Here is a 16,567-nt window from a genome sequence, read left to right on the forward strand (position 1 = left end):
CGCCCCGCCCTGGTTCACCGGAAGGTCATGATTCTTCGGTGACTGTAAGAGTTGGTATACAAGTCGTCAATACCAATCCATGGCCGTGGCGTAAAATGGCGGAGAAGTGCGGGTGTCGCCATGAAGGGGTTGGAGGGGGTGGACGTGAGCGACGCGGACGCTCGTCGCGGGCGCAAGCACAACATGGTCCGCGAGCGGATCATGAGCCTGCTCGAAGACCTCAACGTGGGAGATCCGATCCCGCCCGAGCGAGTGCTCGAAGAGGACTGCGGCGTCTCCCGGCTCACGGTGCGGCGCGCCGTCGACGACCTGGTCAGGGACGGTCATCTCATCCGCAAGCAGGGCAGCGGCACCTACGTCGCGCGGCCCACGATCACCCAGTCGCCGACGGCGTCGTCGTTCTCGATGGGGCTGCGCCGGCGCGGCATCACGCCCTCGACCCGCATCGTCGGCGTGGAGCGCTCCGACGCGGGCGTCCGCATGAGCTGGCGGCTGCAGATCGCGCCGTCCGACACGATCGTGACGATTCGCCGGCTGCGGCTGGCCGATGGCGACCCGATCGCGCTCGCCACCACGACGCTCCCCGACGCGCTGGTGCCCGGCCTGCCCGCCGAGGAGCTCGAGGAGAAGTCCCTCTACCGGTTGCTCTCCGACCGCTACGGCCTGAAGGTGGCGGCGGGCACGCAGACCATCGAGCCGACGGTGCTCAGCCAGGAGGAGTCGGCCGTGCTGGACGCGCCGCCGTACTCTCCCGCGTTTCTCTTCAGGACCGCGACCCGCACGTCGGACGGCGTTGCGATCGAATTCACCCAGACGTTGTTCCGCGGCGACCGCTACATGATCACATCGGAGCTGGACCTCACGTCGACCCCGGAGGAGGACCTCGGACACCCCCGCGGAGTGACCCACAAGGCGACGTCTTTGGGATGACGACCGGCCAATTGGTCTACAAGAGGTATTGACACCTCGCGTTACAGATAACACCATTTCGTGCATCGTGACCTTGCGTCCCTTCCTGTGGGCGCATCGATCCGGAGGCGGTCACTCATGCACAAATCCCTGTTACGAGTCGCCGCAGGCGCGCTCTCTCTCGCACTCCTCATGTTCGGGTCGGCCTGCGGATCCGGCGGCGACGACGCCGCATCCGCGTCCGGCGGCACGGTGACCTGGTACACGCCGATGCCCGAGGAACCCGCCCGGCGGCTGGCCGAGGCGTTCCAGGCCGAGTCGGGCATCGAGGTCGAGGTGCTGCGGCAGAGCGCCGGCGAGCTCCTGGCGCGGCTGAAGGCCGAGGCCGGCCGCCCCGCGGCCGACGTGATCGGCCTGGCCAGCGGGGACGCCGGACCGCTCGCCAAGGAGAAGCTGATCCGGTCGTTCAAGCCCACGGTCGAGGGCATCGACAAGCGGTTCGTCGACCCCGAGGGCTACTGGCACGCCAACGAGCTCATCCTGATGACCGTCGGCGTCAACGCCGACCGGTGGAAGGAGGAGACCGGCGGCGCCCCGCTCCCGACGACGTGGGACGAGCTGCTGCGCCCCGACCTGAAGGGCCAGCTCGTCATGCCGAACCCGACGCTGTCCGGCACCGGGTACACGTTCGTGGCGACGCAGATCTTCCGCCACGGCGACGAGGCGGGCGCGTGGAAGTTCCTCGACGCGTTCCACAGCCTGATCGGCCAGTACACCGACAGCGGGGGAGCGCCGTCGCAGCTGGTCGCCACCGGCGAGTACGCCGCCGGCGTCTCCTTCGCCCACGACCTGCTCAACGTGCGCGGGGCCGGGTTCCCCATCGAGCTCGTCTACCCCAAGCCCACCGGCGTCGTCATCTCCGGCAACGCGCTCGTCCAGGGGTCGCCGAACCCCCAGGGCGGCGAGAAGTTCGTCCAGTGGCTCCAGGGCAAGAAGGCGTCCCAGATGATCGTCGACCTCGTCCACTCCTACCCCGTGCGGAGCGACGTGGACCTGCCCGACGGCGCGCAGGGTCTCGCCGAGCTCGACCTGGTGGACTACGACCCGGTGCGCGCGGGCGAGATGCGCGACGCGGTGTCCAAGGAGTTCGCCAAGCGGTACGGGGTCTGATCCGTGCCCTCGACGACCCAAGAGACCGTCGTGCCGGAAGAGCGGCCGGAAGAGCGGACCGAACGGGCGCCCGGGACCCGGCCGGACTGGCAGCGGCGCAGCCGCAGACGCCTGCTGGCCGACCGGATCACGGTGGGCACGCTCGTCGCCTACGTCGCCGGCCTGCTCCTCCTCCTCGTCCTCGTGCCGACGGTCGCCATGCTGTTCGAGCCCGACGGCGAGGCCTGGAGCAGGCTCGCCGAGCCGCGCGTGGCGACGGCCGCGAAGAACACCGTCGTCATCGGCGTGGCCTCGACGCTGAGCGCCACCGTGGTCGGCTTCCTGTTCGCCTACGCCCTCAGCCGGCCCGACATCAGGGGCCGGGCCGTGCTGCGGGTGATGGCCCTGCTCCCGCTGATCTCGCCGCCGTTCGTCGTCGGCCTGGCGGTGCTGCTGCTGTTCGGGCGGCGCGGTCTGATCACGCACGAGGTGCTCGGCCTGGACATCAGCCTCCTCGGCCTCGGCGGGCTCTGGCTCGTCCAGACGCTTGCCTTCTTCCCCATGGCCACGCTGACCCTGCTGCCGACGCTGAAGAACATCGGCTCCACCCTGGAGTGGGCCAGCCGGGACCTCGGCTGGACGTGGTTCCAGACCTTCCGCCGGGTCACGCTGCCGCTGGCGTTCCCCACGATCCTGAACGCGCTGCTGCTCGTCGGCATGTTCGTCATCACCGACTTCGGCAACCCCGTCCTCATCGGTGCCGGGTACCAGGTGCTCTCGGTCGAGGCGTACGTGCAGGCGGTGGGCCGGCAGGACTTCGGGATGGCGGCGGTGCTGTGCGTGCTTCTGTTCGTACCGACGCTGATCCTCTTCCTGATCCAGCGCCGCGTCCTGGCGCGGCGCTCCGCCGTCACCGTGTCGGGGAAGACGGGGAGCCTGCCGCCCGCGCCGCTGCCCGTGGCGGTGCGGCGCGGGCTCCTCACCGTCCTCGGCCTGGTCAGCGTGCTGATGATCCTCATCTACGGGAGCATCCTGGCCGGCTCGTTCACCCGGGCGTGGGGCGCGGACTGGAGCCTCACGCTGGACCACTGGCGGACGGCACTCCTGCGCGGTGACGACATCCGCAACTCCGCGCTGTTCTCCGCCACGGCGGCGATCATCACGACGATCAGCACGCTGGTCGCCGCGTACGTCGTGCACCGCACGCGGGTCTTCGGCCGAGGCGTGATGGACGGGCTCGCGGTGCTGCCGTCGGCGATCCCCGGGACGATGATCGGCATCGCGTGGCTGCTCACGTTCAACGAGCCGCCGATCGCCCTGACCGGCACCGCGCTGATCCTGGTGCTGGTCATGGTCGTGCGGGCCATCCCGGTCGGCTACCGCACCGCGGTGACCACCATCAACCAGATCAGCCCGTCGATCGACGAGGCCGCCACCGACCTCGGCGCCTCGCGCGCCCGGGTCATCGTCCAGATCATGTTCCCCCTGCTGGGCGGCGCGTTCACCACGTCGCTCGTGTTCGGGTTCCTCCACGCGATCAACACGCTGAGTGCCGTGATCTTCCTGACCTCGCCGGGCATCGGCCTGGGCGCGCCCACCATCGTCAACCTCGCCGAGTTCGGCCAGTGGGGCGCCGCGACCGGCGTCGCGGCCGGCCTGATGGTGGTCAGCTTCGCCGGGCTCGCCGTCGCGAAGCTCGCCCTCGGCTCCCGGCTGCGGCTCTACGACCTGTGACACCTGCTGATGGAGATTCCATGATCGAACTGAAGTCGTTGTGCAAGTCGTTCGACGGGGTGCCGGCCGTTCGCGACCTCGCCCTCGTCGTCGGCCGCGGCGAGTTCCTCTGCCTCCTCGGCTCCAGCGGGTGCGGCAAGAGCACCACGTTGCGGATGATCGCCGGGTTCATCCAGCCGGACAGCGGGAGCGTGCTCATCGACGGCGTGGACGTGTCCGGCTACGGGCCCGACGCGCGGCCGACGTCCATGGTGTTCCAGGACTACGCGATCTTCCCGCACCTCACCGTCGCGGAGAACATCGAGTTCGGGCTGAAGGCGCAGAAACTGGCCAAGGACGAGCGGGCCCGCCGTACCGAGGAGGCGCTCGACCTGGTCGGCCTCACGGGACTCGGCGGTCGGCGGCCGAACGAGCTCTCGGGCGGGCAGCAGCAGCGCGTCGCCGTCGCCCGGTCGCTGGCGATCCGGCCGTCGGTGCTGCTCATGGACGAGCCGCTGTCCAACCTCGACGCGAAGACCCGCATCCAGCTGCGCACCCAGCTTCGCGAGATCCAGCGCGACACCGGGACGACGATCGTCTACGTCACCCACGACCAGGAGGAGGCGCTGGCCCTGGGCGACCGGATCGCCGTCATGAAGGACGGCTCGCTCGAACAACTCGGCAGCGGGCACGAGATCTACCTGGCCCCGTCCAACGGGTACGTCGCCGACTTCGTCGGCATCACGAACTGGCTGGCGGGGGAGTACGCCGGCGGGTCGGACGAGTCGTGGGAGGTGAACGTCGCCGGAGCGGTGCTCCCCGCGACGCCCGCGAGCACGTCGTCCTCCGTCTCTTCCGGCTCGCCCGTCGATGTGTCCGTACGCCCTGAGGACGTGTCGCTCAGCGAGGAGGACGCCCCCGGTGAGGGGGTGCTGCGCGGCGTCGTCCGCGACGTGCAGTTCCTCGGCCCGGTCGTCCGCACCTACGTCGAGGCCGGCGGCTCGGTGGTGATCGTGCACTCTGCCCAGAGCGGCTGGTCGCCAGGAGCGAACGTCCGGCTGAGCATCGGCAAGGGCGCGGCGCGGGCGTTCCCCAGGGTCGAGGGCGCGTGGCGCCCACCGGAAGCCGCCGCCCGGCCCGTCGTCGCGGCGGCGAGCTGACGGCATGGGCATCGCACACGAAGAGGCGGACCTGCGCGACCTGCTCGTCGAGCGGAGCCTGTCCGGCGGCATCAGGACCGTCCGCCGGCAGTCACTGGCGTACGCGCACAAGATGCTCAAAGGAGACCCCGACAACACCTTCGGCCTGGAGGACTGGCGTACCGCGTCCATCGACGCGGTCGTGACCGCCGTCGAGGCCGGCATCGGCGACCGCATCACGGACGGCGACCCCGAGCTCGGGTACATCGCGCCCGAGCACACGCTGGCCGGCATCAGGGCGCACGCCGACGCCCTCGCCCCCTTCCTGCGGGACGGCGGCGGCACGGTGCTGCTGGCGACCGGGCACCCGACCGGGCTGCTCGACCACTACGCCGACCTGGCGCGCGCGCTGCGGAACGCGGGCAACAGGATCGTCCGCGCCCTCGACGACCACCGGCTCGACCGCGCAGTCGGGGCCCACGCCGCCGGCGAGACGGGTATCCGGTTCTTCGGCGGGGTCGCGTGCGCCTTCCACGACGAGGCGATCCTGCACACCCACCGGCCCGACTACATGGAGGCCATGATCGCCGCGGTGGCCGCCGGCGGCGTGCGGATCGATCTCGTCATCGCCGACCACGGCATGGCGGGCGCGGCGATCGCGGCCGGCCTGCACACGCTGTCGATCGCCGACGCCAACGACATCGCCCTGTTACTGGCGCGCGCCAGGGGACGGCACGAGCACGTCCTGCCGATCGAGGACAACTTCACGCCCGCCGAGTTCTCGCCGGTGACCGCGTACATGCTCCGGCGCGCGACCGGTATCGCTGTTTGAGGAGGATGGTCATGTCCCGTCACGGTTTGATGCGATGGAAAGTTCCCTCTGCCCTGTTATCGGCGGCTCTCGCCCTGGTCCTGACCGGGCCGGCGTACGCGGAGACGCCGGCGCCCGCCGCCGCCGCGGTCGTCCTCGACGGCCGCACCGAGACCTACCGGGAATCCCAGCCGGTCGCTCCTGGCGTCGAGCTGAGCACGGTCGAGCTGTACGGGCCCGACGGCGCCACCGGGGAGCCCGGCTGGCTGCAGACGTACCAGATGTCCGTCGACCTCAAGGCTGGCGTGCAGATCGGGCGGCTGTTCCCCGGCCAGGTCGCCGCGCGGCGGCCGCTGCTCGACATGGCGCGCGAAGCAGGCGCCATCGCGGCGACGAACGCCGACTACTTCGACATCGCCGCCTCCGGCGCGCCTTGGGGCGTGGCCATCCAGGACGGCGAGCTGCTGCAGTCGCCGCTGCCCAACACCAAGGCGTCCCAGACGAACCAGACCGCGGTGATGTTCTCCGAGGACCAGATCGGTGCCATCGGCGAGATCGTCTTCGAGGGCACCGTCAAGCTGCCCGGCAGGACCGTCCCGCTGGACGCGCTCAACAAGGCCGAGCTGCTCAAGGACCAGATCGGGATGTTCACCCCGGTCTGGGGCACGTACTGCCGCTGCCATCCGGTCAGGGGCGTCGCGCGGACCATCGAGGTGGTCGTGCGCGACGGTGTCGTGGCCGAGGTGGTGGACGTTCCCCGCGAGGGCGCGATCGCCGAAGGCGCGTTCGTGCTGGTGGGACGCGAGGCCGGTGCCGACGCGCTGTCCTCGCTGCGGGCCGGCGACCGGGTCTCCGTGGACTATGCCGTACGGGCTCCCGGCGACATGAAGGTCAAGGCGGCCGTGAGCGGACGTCAGCTCATCGTCGCGGACGGCAAGCCGCTCGAACTCCCGCCCGAGAACAACACGCCGGAGCCCAGGACCGCCGTCGGATTCTCCGCCGACGGGACCAAGATGTGGCTGGTCGCAGTGGACGGCCGGCAGCCCGAGTTCTCCCGCGGTATCGGGCTGGACGAGCTGGCCGAGATGATGGCCGGCCTGGGCGCCCACAGCGCGCTCAACCTCGACGGCGGCGGCTCGACGACGCTCGTCGTGCGCGAACCCGGCCAGAAGCAGGTCGACCTCGTCAACCGGCCGTCCGACGCGGCGGGCACCCGTCCCGTGCCGACCGGGCTGGCCATGTTCCTGCCCAAGGGCAGCGGCAAGGCCAAGGGCTTCTGGGTGGACACGGCGACGGAACGCGACCGGTTCCCCGGGCCCGAGGCCGCCGCGTCGTGGCGTACCGAGCGGGTCTTCCCCGGACTGACCCGCCGGCTGACGGCGGCCGCGTACGACGAGACGTACGGTCCCGCCAGCGTGCCGCGCACGATCAAGCCGCAGTGGCGGGTCAAGAACAGCCGGATCGGCCGGGTCGACCGCGACGGCGTCTTCCGCGCGCTGTCGTCCGGTGAGACGACCGTGACGGCCAAGCACGGCAAGGCCGCCGGAGACATCGACCTCACCGTGCTGGGCCGGCTGGCCCGCCTGGAGACCGACACCCGCCGCATCAACCTGCTGAACACGGGCGCCCAGGGAACCTTCGAGGTCAACGGCTCGGACTCCGCCGGGTACGCGGCCCCCATCGACCCCGCCAACGTCCAGCTCACCTACGACAAGGCGGCGCTGGACGTGACCGCGACCGGCACCGGCGCGTTCACCGTCACCGCGCGGGCCGCCGAGGGCGAGCACGTCGTCACGGTGTCCGCCGGCGGCGTGCGGACCGAGCTGGTCGTCGGCATCGGGACGTCCCAGGACGTCGTGGACACCTTCGACGACACCTCGAACTGGGACTTCTGGAGCCTGCGCGCCACCGGCACCGCCTCCTCCACCCCTGACGGTCACGTCGGGAACGGGCTGAAGCTGGACTACGACTTCACCCAGAGCACCGAGACGCGCGGCGTCGGCATCTGGCCGTCCGCCAACCTCCTCCCGGTGGCCGGCCAGCCGACGGCGTTCAAGGTGTGGGTGAAGTCCGAAGGCCACGACCAGCGGACCCGCCTGGAAGTTGTCGACCGCAACGGCACCCTGCACACGATCGAACCCGCCTTCATCACCGAACCCGGGTGGCAGCAGATCACGTACGACCTGCCGGACACCATGGCGTACCCGGTGAGCCTGCGCCGCATCTTCTTCAACGAGATCAACCCTGACGCCCGCTACACCGGCACCCTGGTCCTGGACGAACTGACCGCCGTAGCCGCCGGCTGACCGTCCGGGCGCGGCACCTCTGGTGCCGCGCCCGGTGACGGCCCTGCCATCGGTGCGATAGACAGTCCCCGAGGCGGTTCCGGTGCGCATCGTGTGGCGCCGCTGTCTGCCGGGTGCACGGTCGCGCAGTGGTTGCGGTACTGGTTGTCGTGCGCGACCAGGTCACCGGGCTGTACGCGGCCCGGCTGGCGGAGCGGGGCTACGTGATGCTGTCCTTCGACCACCGCAACTGGGGCGAGTCCGGCGGGGAGCCGCGCCGGCACGAGGATCCGCAGGGCAAGCTGCACGACCTGCGGGCGGCGGTGTGGACGCGACGGCCGCCTTCCTGGAGAGGCATCTCTGACCGCGCTCGGCAAGAAGGTGCTGAAGGTCCCGTACCGTATGTGAGGGATAAAGCCGCCGAATCGGGCATGATTTCCCGTAACCCCTGCAAACGCTACGGGGGTTGTGCATGCGTACAAAGTGGGCGGCCTGGGTGGGCCTGGCGCTCGTGGCGGCGTGTGGCGCCGAGCGGGCGCCGACCGTGCCCGTCGCGGTGCGGGCCTCCGCCAAGGCGCCGGTCAAGGTGGCGCGATGCGTCATGAAATTTCCTGACAGGCGGGCCGCGCGCGCGGCCCGCCAGCGCCTCGAACACGACCTCTCCCGCTACCTGCGCACCCGCCCGGGCCGCATCGTGTACGGCGCGCACGACCTGGTCGGCGGGGTCACCCTCGGCCAGGGGGAGCACCGGCACGACCTCATCACCGCCAGCGGCGCCAAGGTGGACATCCTCGCCGCGCTGCTCCAGCGCCACCACGCGAGCGGCCTCAGCGAGGGAGACCGCGACCTGGCGGAACGCATGATCGCGGAGAGTGACAACAAGGCGGCGGACGCGCTCTGGTCGCGGGTCGGCGGGGGCGGCGCCATGAGCACCTTCTACCGGCGAATGGGGATGCGGGAGACCACGCCGGGGCCCGGCATCTACTGGGGCGGCACCACCACCAGCCCCGCCGACCGCATCCGCCTGCTGGACGTCCTGGTCGGCGGCGGCAAGGGGCTGCGCGCCTCCGACCGCCGGCTGCTGCTGGGGCTGATGAGCCGGGTGCACAAGGAGCAGGCGTGGGGCGTCAGCGCCGCGGCCCGCCCCGGTGACCGGGTGGCCCTGAAGAACGGCTGGACCCCGCGCCCGTTCATCCACAACACGTGGGCCGTCACCAGCTACGGCCGCATCCAGGGCCCCGGCCGCGACCTGCTGCTGTCGGTCCAGACCGACCAGCAACCCGGCCACGGCGCGGGCGTCCAGACCATCGAACGGGTGGCCCGTACGATCGGCACACGCCTCGACAGCCTCTCCCCGACCTACACCCGCCCCTGCCCCACCCACCCCATCCCCTGATCCTCGCGGCACCCGCTCCTCTCAAACGGGCGCCGCAAGGAAACCCCTCACGCCCTGGTGAGGAGCTCCTCCGGGATCTCCTTCGGCACCCCGCGCAGCCCTGCCAGCGCCAGCCCCGCGACCACGGCCAGCAGCGCCGCCGTGACCAGCGACGTCACCTGCACACCCGCAAGGAACGCCTCCTGCGCGGCGCGCACGAGCCGGTCCGCCTGGCCGGCAGGCAGGCCGGCGGCCGTTTGCAGCGCCCCGGCGATCGACTCCCTCGCGGCCGCGCCGTCCACCCCGGCGGGCAGTTCCAGGTTCGCCCGGTAGGCGCTGGTCAGCACCGTGCCGAGGATCGCGATGCCGAGCGCCCCGCCCAGCTCGAACGCCGTCTCCGACACCGCCGACGCCGCACCCGCCCGTTCCCTGGGCGCGGTGGCCAGCACGTTGTCGTTGTTCACCGTGAACGCGAACCCGACGCCCATGCCGCCGATCACCATGACGGGCAGCAGGGTGAGGTAGTTCAGCTCGGTGCCAAGGGTGGCGTAGTAGAGGAACGAGCCGGCGTTCATGGCCAGGCCGAGCGCGACCACGCCGTTGCGGCCGACAAGGTTGATCAGCTTGGCGGCCAGCACCCCGCCGACGGCGCCCGCCAGGCCGCCGGGCAGCTGGGCCAGCCCCGCCTGCAGCGGCGACCAGCCGAGCACGAGCTGCAGGTACCACGCGAACATCAGCATCATCGCCGACATCGCGAAGATCGCCAGCAGGTTCGTGGCGATGGACGCGCTGAACGCCCTCCTGCGGAAGAGCCGCACGTCGATCAGCGGTTCGGCCAGCCGCGTCTGCCGCCACACGAACACCGCCAGCAGCAGCACCCCGGCCACGCCCGCGGCCGCCACGTCGGCGTGGCCGAGCCCCTTGTTCGCGGCCTCCTTGACGGCGTAGATGGCCGTCACGACGCCGCTGAAGGACAGGACGACGCTGGGCAGGTCGAGCCGGCCCGCGTCCGGGTTGCGCGACTCGGGCAGCACCAGGGCGCCGCCCACCAGCACCAGCAGCATGATCGGTACGTTGATCAGGAACACCGAGCCCCACCAGAAGTGGTCGAGCAGCACGCCGCCGACGACCGGGCCGATCGCGAAGCCCGCGGCGCTCATCCCGCTCCAGACGCCGATGGCCGCGGTCCGCTCGCCGGGCTCCGTGAACACGTTGCGGATGATCGACAGCGTGGACGGCATGATCGTCGCCCCGGCGACGCCCAGCAGCGCCCTGGCCGCGATCAGCAACTCGGGACTGGGTGCGTACGCGGTGACCACGGAGGCGGCGCCGAACGCGGCCGCGCCGATCAGCAGCAGGCGCTTACGGCCGATGCGGTCGCCGAGGTTGCCCATGGTGACGAGCAGGCCGGCCAGCGCGAAGCCGTACATGTCGCCGATCCACAACAGCTGCGTGGACGTGGCGCCCAGGTCGGCCACCAGGCGCGGAAGCGCCAGGTGCAGGACGGTCAGGTCGAGGGAGAGCAGGAGCGTGGCCAGGCAGGCGATCGCCAGCGCGGCCCATTTGTTCGTCATGCCGCTCACGGTCGCGGGTGCGGCTGACGGCCGGCCTACCGCTCGCTGACCAACCGGCTGATCTCGCTCAGCCCGGCCGCGATGCGGGTGCGGGTGTCCTCGGCGCTGTACCAGTCGCCGGGGCATTCGGCCCGCGCCCGGGTGAGCAGCGCCTGCGCCTCGTCGAGGTCGCCGCGGCGCAGCGCCACCTCGCCGAGGCCCAGGTGCGCCCACGCGAGGGTCTCCATGGAGCCGTTCCTGCGCGACAGATCGGCCGCGAGCACGTAGTCGGCCTGCGCGGAGTCCGTGGCCTGCCTGCAGATCAGCGCGTCGCCGCGGCGGCACAGGCTCTCGGCGATCTCGGTCGTGGCGCCCAGCTCGCGCGCCATCGCCAGCGCCTCGTCGGCCAGCGTGTACGCGGTGTCGTAGTCGCCGGCCTCGTGGTGGAACTCGCAGAGCCCGGACAACACGAGCGTCATGCCCCAGCGCTCGCCGATGGCCTTGAACGAGGCCAGGCTCCGCTCGAAGTGGGCCAGCGACTCCTCGGGCCGGTCGAGGGCCTGCAGGACGAACGCGGCGCCGCCGTAGGACAGCGCCTGCTGCCAGGGCGGCAGGTCCTGCACGATCCGTTCGATCTCGTCGAAGGCCTCCTGGAAGTCGCCGGGAGGCCCGGTGAACATGGACAGCAGCAACATCATGAACTCCACCCGCACCGGCATGTAGTCCCAGCTCACCAGCCGGCGCACCTCGGCCATCCGCTCGCGCAGCTCGTCGTCCGCGCCTCCAGCCCAGGCCGTGACGAGCACGCACATGACGTATTCCTCGTCCAGGCCGTCCGGGCGCCGCGGGCCGAGCGCCGCCAGCAGCCCGGCGGCCAGGTCGGCGCTGGTGGCGCGGTGACCGCGCATCCACCAGTAGCAGGCGCTGTGGGCCAGCAGCCGCAACGCGACCTCCAGCCGCCCGGCCTCGGTGGTCCAGCGTACGGCGGCGTTGACGTCGTCGCCCTCCTCGTCGAGCCGGGCCAGCCACTCCAGCTGCTCGCTCGTGCGCAGCCATGGGTCGGCCTCCATGACGAGGTCGAGGTAGTAGCCGGCGTGCGCGTCGCGGATCGCCTCGACCTCGCCGGACTCGGCCAGCCTCTCGGCGCAGTACGCCCGGATCGTGTCGAGCATGCGGTAGCGCCCGTCGACCACCTGCACCAGCGACTTCTCCGCCAGCGAGAACAGCACCTCCTCCGGCAGCCCGCACACCCGCTCGGCCGCCGCGGGCCGCGCGCCGCCCAAGAAGACGGTCAGCCTCCTGGCCAGCCGCTGCTCGTCCTCGTCGAGCAGGTCCCAGCTCCACGCGACGACCGCGCGCAACGTCTGGTGCCGGGGCAGCGCCGTGCGGCTGCCCCGGGTCAGCAGCCGGAACCGGTCGTCGAGCCGCGCGGCGATGTCGGCCAGCGGGAGTGTGCGCAGCCGCGCCGCGGCCAGCTCGATGGCCAGCGGCAATCCGTCGAGCGCCCGGCAGATGCCCGCCACCTGGGCGGCGTTGCCCGCGTCGACGGCGAAGCCGGGGGCCACGGCGGCGGCGCGGTCGGCGAACAGCCGGACGGCGGGATAGCTGAGCGGGTCGCCCGACTCCGGCGGAGGCAACCGCAGCGGCGCGACCGGCAGGATCGACTCGCCGGTGATGCCGAGCGCCTCCCGCCCGGTCACCAGCACCCGCAGCGAGGGGGCGGAGGCCAGCAGCAGGTCCGTCAGCTCGGCGGTGGCCGCGATGAGGTGCTCGCAGTTGTCGAGGACCAGCAGCAGCCTGCGGCCGGCGAGCGCGGTGACGAGCCTGGTGGCCGGGTCCACGGCGGGCCGGTCGGAGGCGTGCGTCACGGCGTCGCGAATGTCGAGCGCGGCGAGGACGGCCGCCGGAACGTCGGCCCCGTCGGAGACGTGCGCGAGCGGCACGAAGCACACGTCGCCCGCCTCCTGGCCGGCCACTTCTATCGCGAGGCGCGTCTTGCCCGCGCCGCCCGGCCCGATCAGCGTGACGAGCCGGTGCTCGCGTAGTCTCGCCGCCACCTGCCGGAGCTCGTCGGCGCGGCCGACGAAGCTGGTGAGCTGGGCGCGCAGCCCCTGCCGCGAGCTCTGCCCGGCCGCGGGGGCGCCGAGCGCCGGGTCGGCCCTGAGCACGGCCAGATGCGCGGCGGCCAGCTCGGCTCCCGGCTCGACGCCCAGCTCGTCGTCCAGCAGCTTCCTGGCCTCGTCGTAGGCGGCCAGCGCCTCCGCCTGGCGGCCGCTGCCGTAGAGCGCGCGCATGAGCTGGGCCCGCAGCCGCTCGCGCAGCGGGTGGGCGGCGGCGAGCCGGCTCAACTCGGAGACCAGCTCGCGGTGCCTGCCCAGGTCGAGGTCGGCCTGCACCCGGTCTTCCGTGGCCGACAGGCGCAGCTCCTCCAGCGCCGTCGCGGCGGCCACCGCGTGCGGGGCGTCGGCGAGCGGGGTGCCGCGCCACAGGTTCAGCGCCTCGCGCAGCAGCGCCGCCGCCCGCTCGGGGTCGCCGCCGGCCAGGGCCTGCCCTCCCGCCCGCGCCAGCTGCTCGAACCTGCACGCGTCGACGTCCTGCGGATCGGCCACCAGCCGGTATCCGGCCGGATGGAACTCCACCAGATGCCGGCCCAGCGCCCTGCGCAGCCGGGACACCTGCGACTGCAGCGCGTTGGCCTCGCCCTCGGGAGGCCGGGGGCCGTACATGCCGGACACGAGTTGCTCCGCGCCGACGATGCGGCCGGCGTGCAGGGCGAGCAGGGTCAGCAGGGCGCGCACGCGGGGGCCTCCGAGCGTGACCTGCTCGCCGTCCTCGCCCAGCACGGCGGTGGGCCCGAGGATCTGGAAGCGCATACCCCGATTATCGCGGGCGCGGCGGCCAGGATGTCGCGAGCAGCGCGTCGAGCACACCGGCGGCGAGCGCGAGGGCGTGGCCGGGCGCGGGGCAGGGGCGGATGCCGGAGCCGAAGGTCAGGTGCGGGCTCGGGCCGCGGGCCGGGTCGAACCGCTCGGCGCCGGCGAACACGCCGGGGTCGCGGTTGGCGGCCACCACATCGATCGTCACCGTCTCACCGGTCCTCGTGTCGAGCCTGCGGGTGGCCCTGAGCGGCGGGTCCTGCCTGAGTGTCTCGTCCAGCACCGCCCCGGGGTCGTCGCCGGGCCCGGCGTGCCGGAGCGCGTTCTCGATCAGCCCTTCCGTGGCGGCGTGGCCCTGCAGCAGCAGGGTGATCACGGGAACGCCGGCCAGCGTGAGCAACCGCGCGACGGCGGCGTCGGCCTGCGGGGTCTCCTCACCGGACAGGTAGCCGGACGCCGCGGCGGGTACGGCGGCGGACACGGCGGCGGTGTCCTCGACGCCGAGCGCGGACGCGAGCACGGCCGTGGGAACGCCCCGCCAGTCGCCGTCCCGCGCCTCGGTCATGGTCGCGGCCGCCCGCCTCAGCTCGGCGGGCTCCAGCCCGGCCAGCAGCTCGACCAGGACGCGGCGTCGCCCGGCGTGGATCTCGCCGGTGCTGAACCGCGACACGCGGGCGCGCAGCCAGGCGAGCGTCCCCTCCGCGCCGTCCTGGCGTACGGGAGGCGGCACGTACGCGGCGTCGTCGAGCACGGCACGGGCCTCGGCATGACGGGTGATGAGCATGACGTCACGCTAGAACGGGATCGTTTCGCCGGCGCTCGAAACATGCCGTCAGGCGGCCAGCCGCTCCTGGCGCTCCGGCGGTCCGGCCTCGGCGGGGCTCGCGGGCCCAGTGGTCTGCCCAGCGGTGCGGGCGGCGCTCCGCCTTCCGGCGAAGGCCAGCGCCATCACCACGATGAGCAGCATCTCGGCCACCACGAGCCCCCGCTCCAGCAGCCCGTAGTAGGCGGCGCCGTCGATCAGCGGCGAGGTGATGGAGGCCGGGTGCGCCGCCAGGTAGAACGCCAGCGACAGCGCGGAGGTCATGCTCAGGGCCTTGACCGCGTTCCAGCCGGGTGCCGCCGCGCGGCCCCTGGCCAGGCTCCAGCCGGCGACCGGCAGCGAGGTGAAGACCACGGCCGCCGCCCAGCGGTGGATCTCCCCGGACAGCGTGCCGATCTGCGACGACCCGGGGTCGGTGGGGAAGATCGCGCTCATCATCAGCCCCGCCGCCCCGGCCAGCAGCAGGACACGGGTGGCCGCGGTGCGCGCCGGCTCCGTGGACGCCAGCCCGTACGCGAGACTCAGGCACGCTCCCGCGAGTGCCAGCATCCCGATCAGCACGGGCGCCAGCCCGCCGGAGACCAGCGCGTAGTCGCTGATCAGCGGCTGCACGGGCAAGGTGATCTCCGCGTAGGCGAGGGCGCAGAAGGACACCACCGTGCCGATGACGGTGCCCCACACGGTCTGCTTTCGGGTCATCGCGCCACCTCGTCATAGATCGTCTCGAACCGGGCCAGCGACGTCTGGTCGTCGTGGGTGAGCGCCAGCTCGCGGCTGGCCTTGCCGAGCCTGGCCCGCAGGCCGTCGTCGGTGAGGACGGCCGTCAGGTGCCTGGCCAGCGTGGCCACGTCACCCGGCTGGTACAGGTAGCCGTTGCCGTGCACCAGGTGCGGCAGCGCCATCGCGTCGGCCGCCACCACGGGCAGCCCGGTGGCCATGGCCTCCAGCGTGGCGATGCTCTGCAACTCGGCGACGCCCGGCATGGCGAACACGTCGGCGGACGCGTACGCCTGGGGCATGATCTCGTCGGGCACGAAGCCGAGGAAGAACACCCGATCGCCCACGCCGATGCGCTTGGCCAGCCGCTCCAGCTCCATGCGCTGGTTGCCCCGGCCGACCAGCACCGCCTGCGCGTCGGTGTCGTTCAGCACGATCGGCAGCGCGCGTACGATCTCGTCGATGTGCTTCTCCTCGTCCAGGCGGCCGACGAACATGACGGTGGGCCGGTCGGGGAGGTCGAACATCTTGCGCGCCCACGCCTTGGGCTCGGAGTGCGGGCGGAACCTGGTCAGGTCGATGCCGCAGGAGACCGGCTCCACCTCGCGGTCGAAGCCCTGCTCGGACAGGAGCTGGGCGGCCAGCGGGGTGGGCGTGGTGATGTGGTCGGCGCGGTTGAAGATCCGGCTGAAGTCGCGCCAGGCCAGCTTGCCCGCCTTGGCCCGCAGCCGCTCGGGGATGTGGCCGAACTGGAAGAGGTTGTCGGGCATGAAGTGGTTGGTGGCGACCACGGGCACGTCCGCGCGGCGGGCGGCGGCGATGGCGGCCCGGCCCACCACGAAGTGGCCCTGCGTGTGCAGCACGTCGGGGGCGATCGAGGCGATCAGGCGGTCGAGCCTGGTCGGCACGGTGACCCGCATCGTGGGGTGGACCAGCAGCGGCGCGGAGCGCAGCCGGTGGACCACCACGCCGTCCTCCACGTCGGCGCTGGCCGGGCCCACCTCCGACTGGCAGACCACGTGCACCTCGTTGCCGCGCGCGGCCAGGCCGGTGGCGAGGCGGTGGGTGAAGTAGGCGGCGCCGTTGACGTCGGGCGGGTAGGTGTCGCTTGAGATCAGGATCCGGCGGGGGCGTTCGGCGGCCGGGGCGAGGGCCGGCTGCTCGGTGACGCTGTGCAGGGGCATGGCCATGAGAGTGACTCCAATGATGAGAGGCCA

The 16,567-nt window shown here is 72.2% G+C and carries 12 protein-coding genes; 7 read left to right on the forward strand and 5 right to left on the reverse strand.

Features of this window, described 5'->3' with window-relative positions:
* Positions 1–120: 120 nt before the first annotated feature.
* From ABGA98_RS31115 to ABGA98_RS31145, 7 genes are all read left to right on the forward strand, one after another.
* Complete coding sequence (locus ABGA98_RS31115) at positions 121–930, forward strand: GntR family transcriptional regulator (protein ID WP_347621952.1); 810 nt, start codon at positions 121–123, stop codon at positions 928–930.
* A gap of 117 nt (positions 931–1,047) precedes the next feature.
* Complete coding sequence (locus tag ABGA98_RS31120; RefSeq protein WP_347621953.1) at positions 1,048–2,079, forward strand: ABC transporter substrate-binding protein; 1,032 nt, start codon at positions 1,048–1,050, stop codon at positions 2,077–2,079.
* Between the two features lie 3 nt (positions 2,080–2,082).
* Positions 2,083–3,792, forward strand: coding sequence for an iron ABC transporter permease (locus ABGA98_RS31125; protein ID WP_347621954.1), 1,710 nt, complete (start codon positions 2,083–2,085; stop codon positions 3,790–3,792).
* Positions 3,793–3,812: 20 nt separating this feature from the next.
* Positions 3,813–4,931 carry an ABC transporter ATP-binding protein gene (locus ABGA98_RS31130; RefSeq protein WP_347621955.1) on the forward strand — a complete coding sequence of 373 codons (1,119 nt, stop codon included), beginning with the start codon at positions 3,813–3,815 and terminating at the stop codon, positions 4,929–4,931.
* Positions 4,932–4,935: 4 nt separating this feature from the next.
* The gene (locus tag ABGA98_RS31135; protein WP_347621956.1) at positions 4,936–5,742 is read left to right on the forward strand and encodes a phosphatase; all 807 of its coding nucleotides are present in this window, start codon (positions 4,936–4,938) and stop codon (positions 5,740–5,742) included.
* Positions 5,743–5,753: 11 nt separating this feature from the next.
* On the forward strand, positions 5,754–8,027 hold the full coding sequence (locus ABGA98_RS31140) for a phosphodiester glycosidase family protein (RefSeq protein ID WP_347621957.1): 2,274 nt from the start codon (positions 5,754–5,756) through the stop codon (positions 8,025–8,027).
* A 451-nt stretch (positions 8,028–8,478) separates the two neighbouring features.
* Positions 8,479–9,402, forward strand: a complete 924-nt coding sequence (locus ABGA98_RS31145) for a serine hydrolase (RefSeq protein WP_347621958.1) — start codon at positions 8,479–8,481, stop codon at positions 9,400–9,402.
* Between the two features lie 47 nt (positions 9,403–9,449).
* On the opposite strand, the gene ABGA98_RS31150 is transcribed toward ABGA98_RS31145, so the two are convergent.
* The 5 genes from ABGA98_RS31150 to ABGA98_RS31170 are packed head-to-tail and all read right to left on the reverse strand — an operon-like array spanning position 9,450 to position 16,534.
* Positions 9,450–10,955, reverse strand: coding sequence for an MFS transporter (locus ABGA98_RS31150; protein WP_347621959.1), 1,506 nt, complete (start codon positions 10,953–10,955; stop codon positions 9,450–9,452).
* A gap of 35 nt (positions 10,956–10,990) precedes the next feature.
* Positions 10,991–13,807, reverse strand: a complete 2,817-nt coding sequence (locus ABGA98_RS31155; protein ID WP_347621960.1) for a BTAD domain-containing putative transcriptional regulator — start codon at positions 13,805–13,807, stop codon at positions 10,991–10,993.
* Positions 13,808–13,814: 7 nt separating this feature from the next.
* Entirely contained in the window at positions 13,815–14,594 is a 780-nt protein-coding gene (locus tag ABGA98_RS31160) for a cytochrome P450 (RefSeq protein ID WP_347621961.1), read from the reverse strand.
* Between the two features lie 48 nt (positions 14,595–14,642).
* Positions 14,643–15,332: a DUF998 domain-containing protein gene (locus tag ABGA98_RS31165; RefSeq protein WP_347621962.1), complete on the reverse strand. Its 690-nt coding sequence runs from the start codon at positions 15,330–15,332 to the stop codon at positions 14,643–14,645.
* Positions 15,329–16,534 carry a glycosyltransferase gene (locus tag ABGA98_RS31170; RefSeq protein ID WP_347621963.1) on the reverse strand — a complete coding sequence of 402 codons (1,206 nt, stop codon included), beginning with the start codon at positions 16,532–16,534 and terminating at the stop codon, positions 15,329–15,331. The genes ABGA98_RS31165 and ABGA98_RS31170 overlap by 4 nt, the downstream gene beginning before the upstream one ends.
* Positions 16,535–16,567 lie beyond the last annotated feature (33 nt).

The sequence above is a fragment of the Nonomuraea sp. B1E8 genome (genome assembly GCF_039871515.1).
GTDB lineage: Bacteria > Actinomycetota > Actinomycetes > Streptosporangiales > Streptosporangiaceae > Nonomuraea.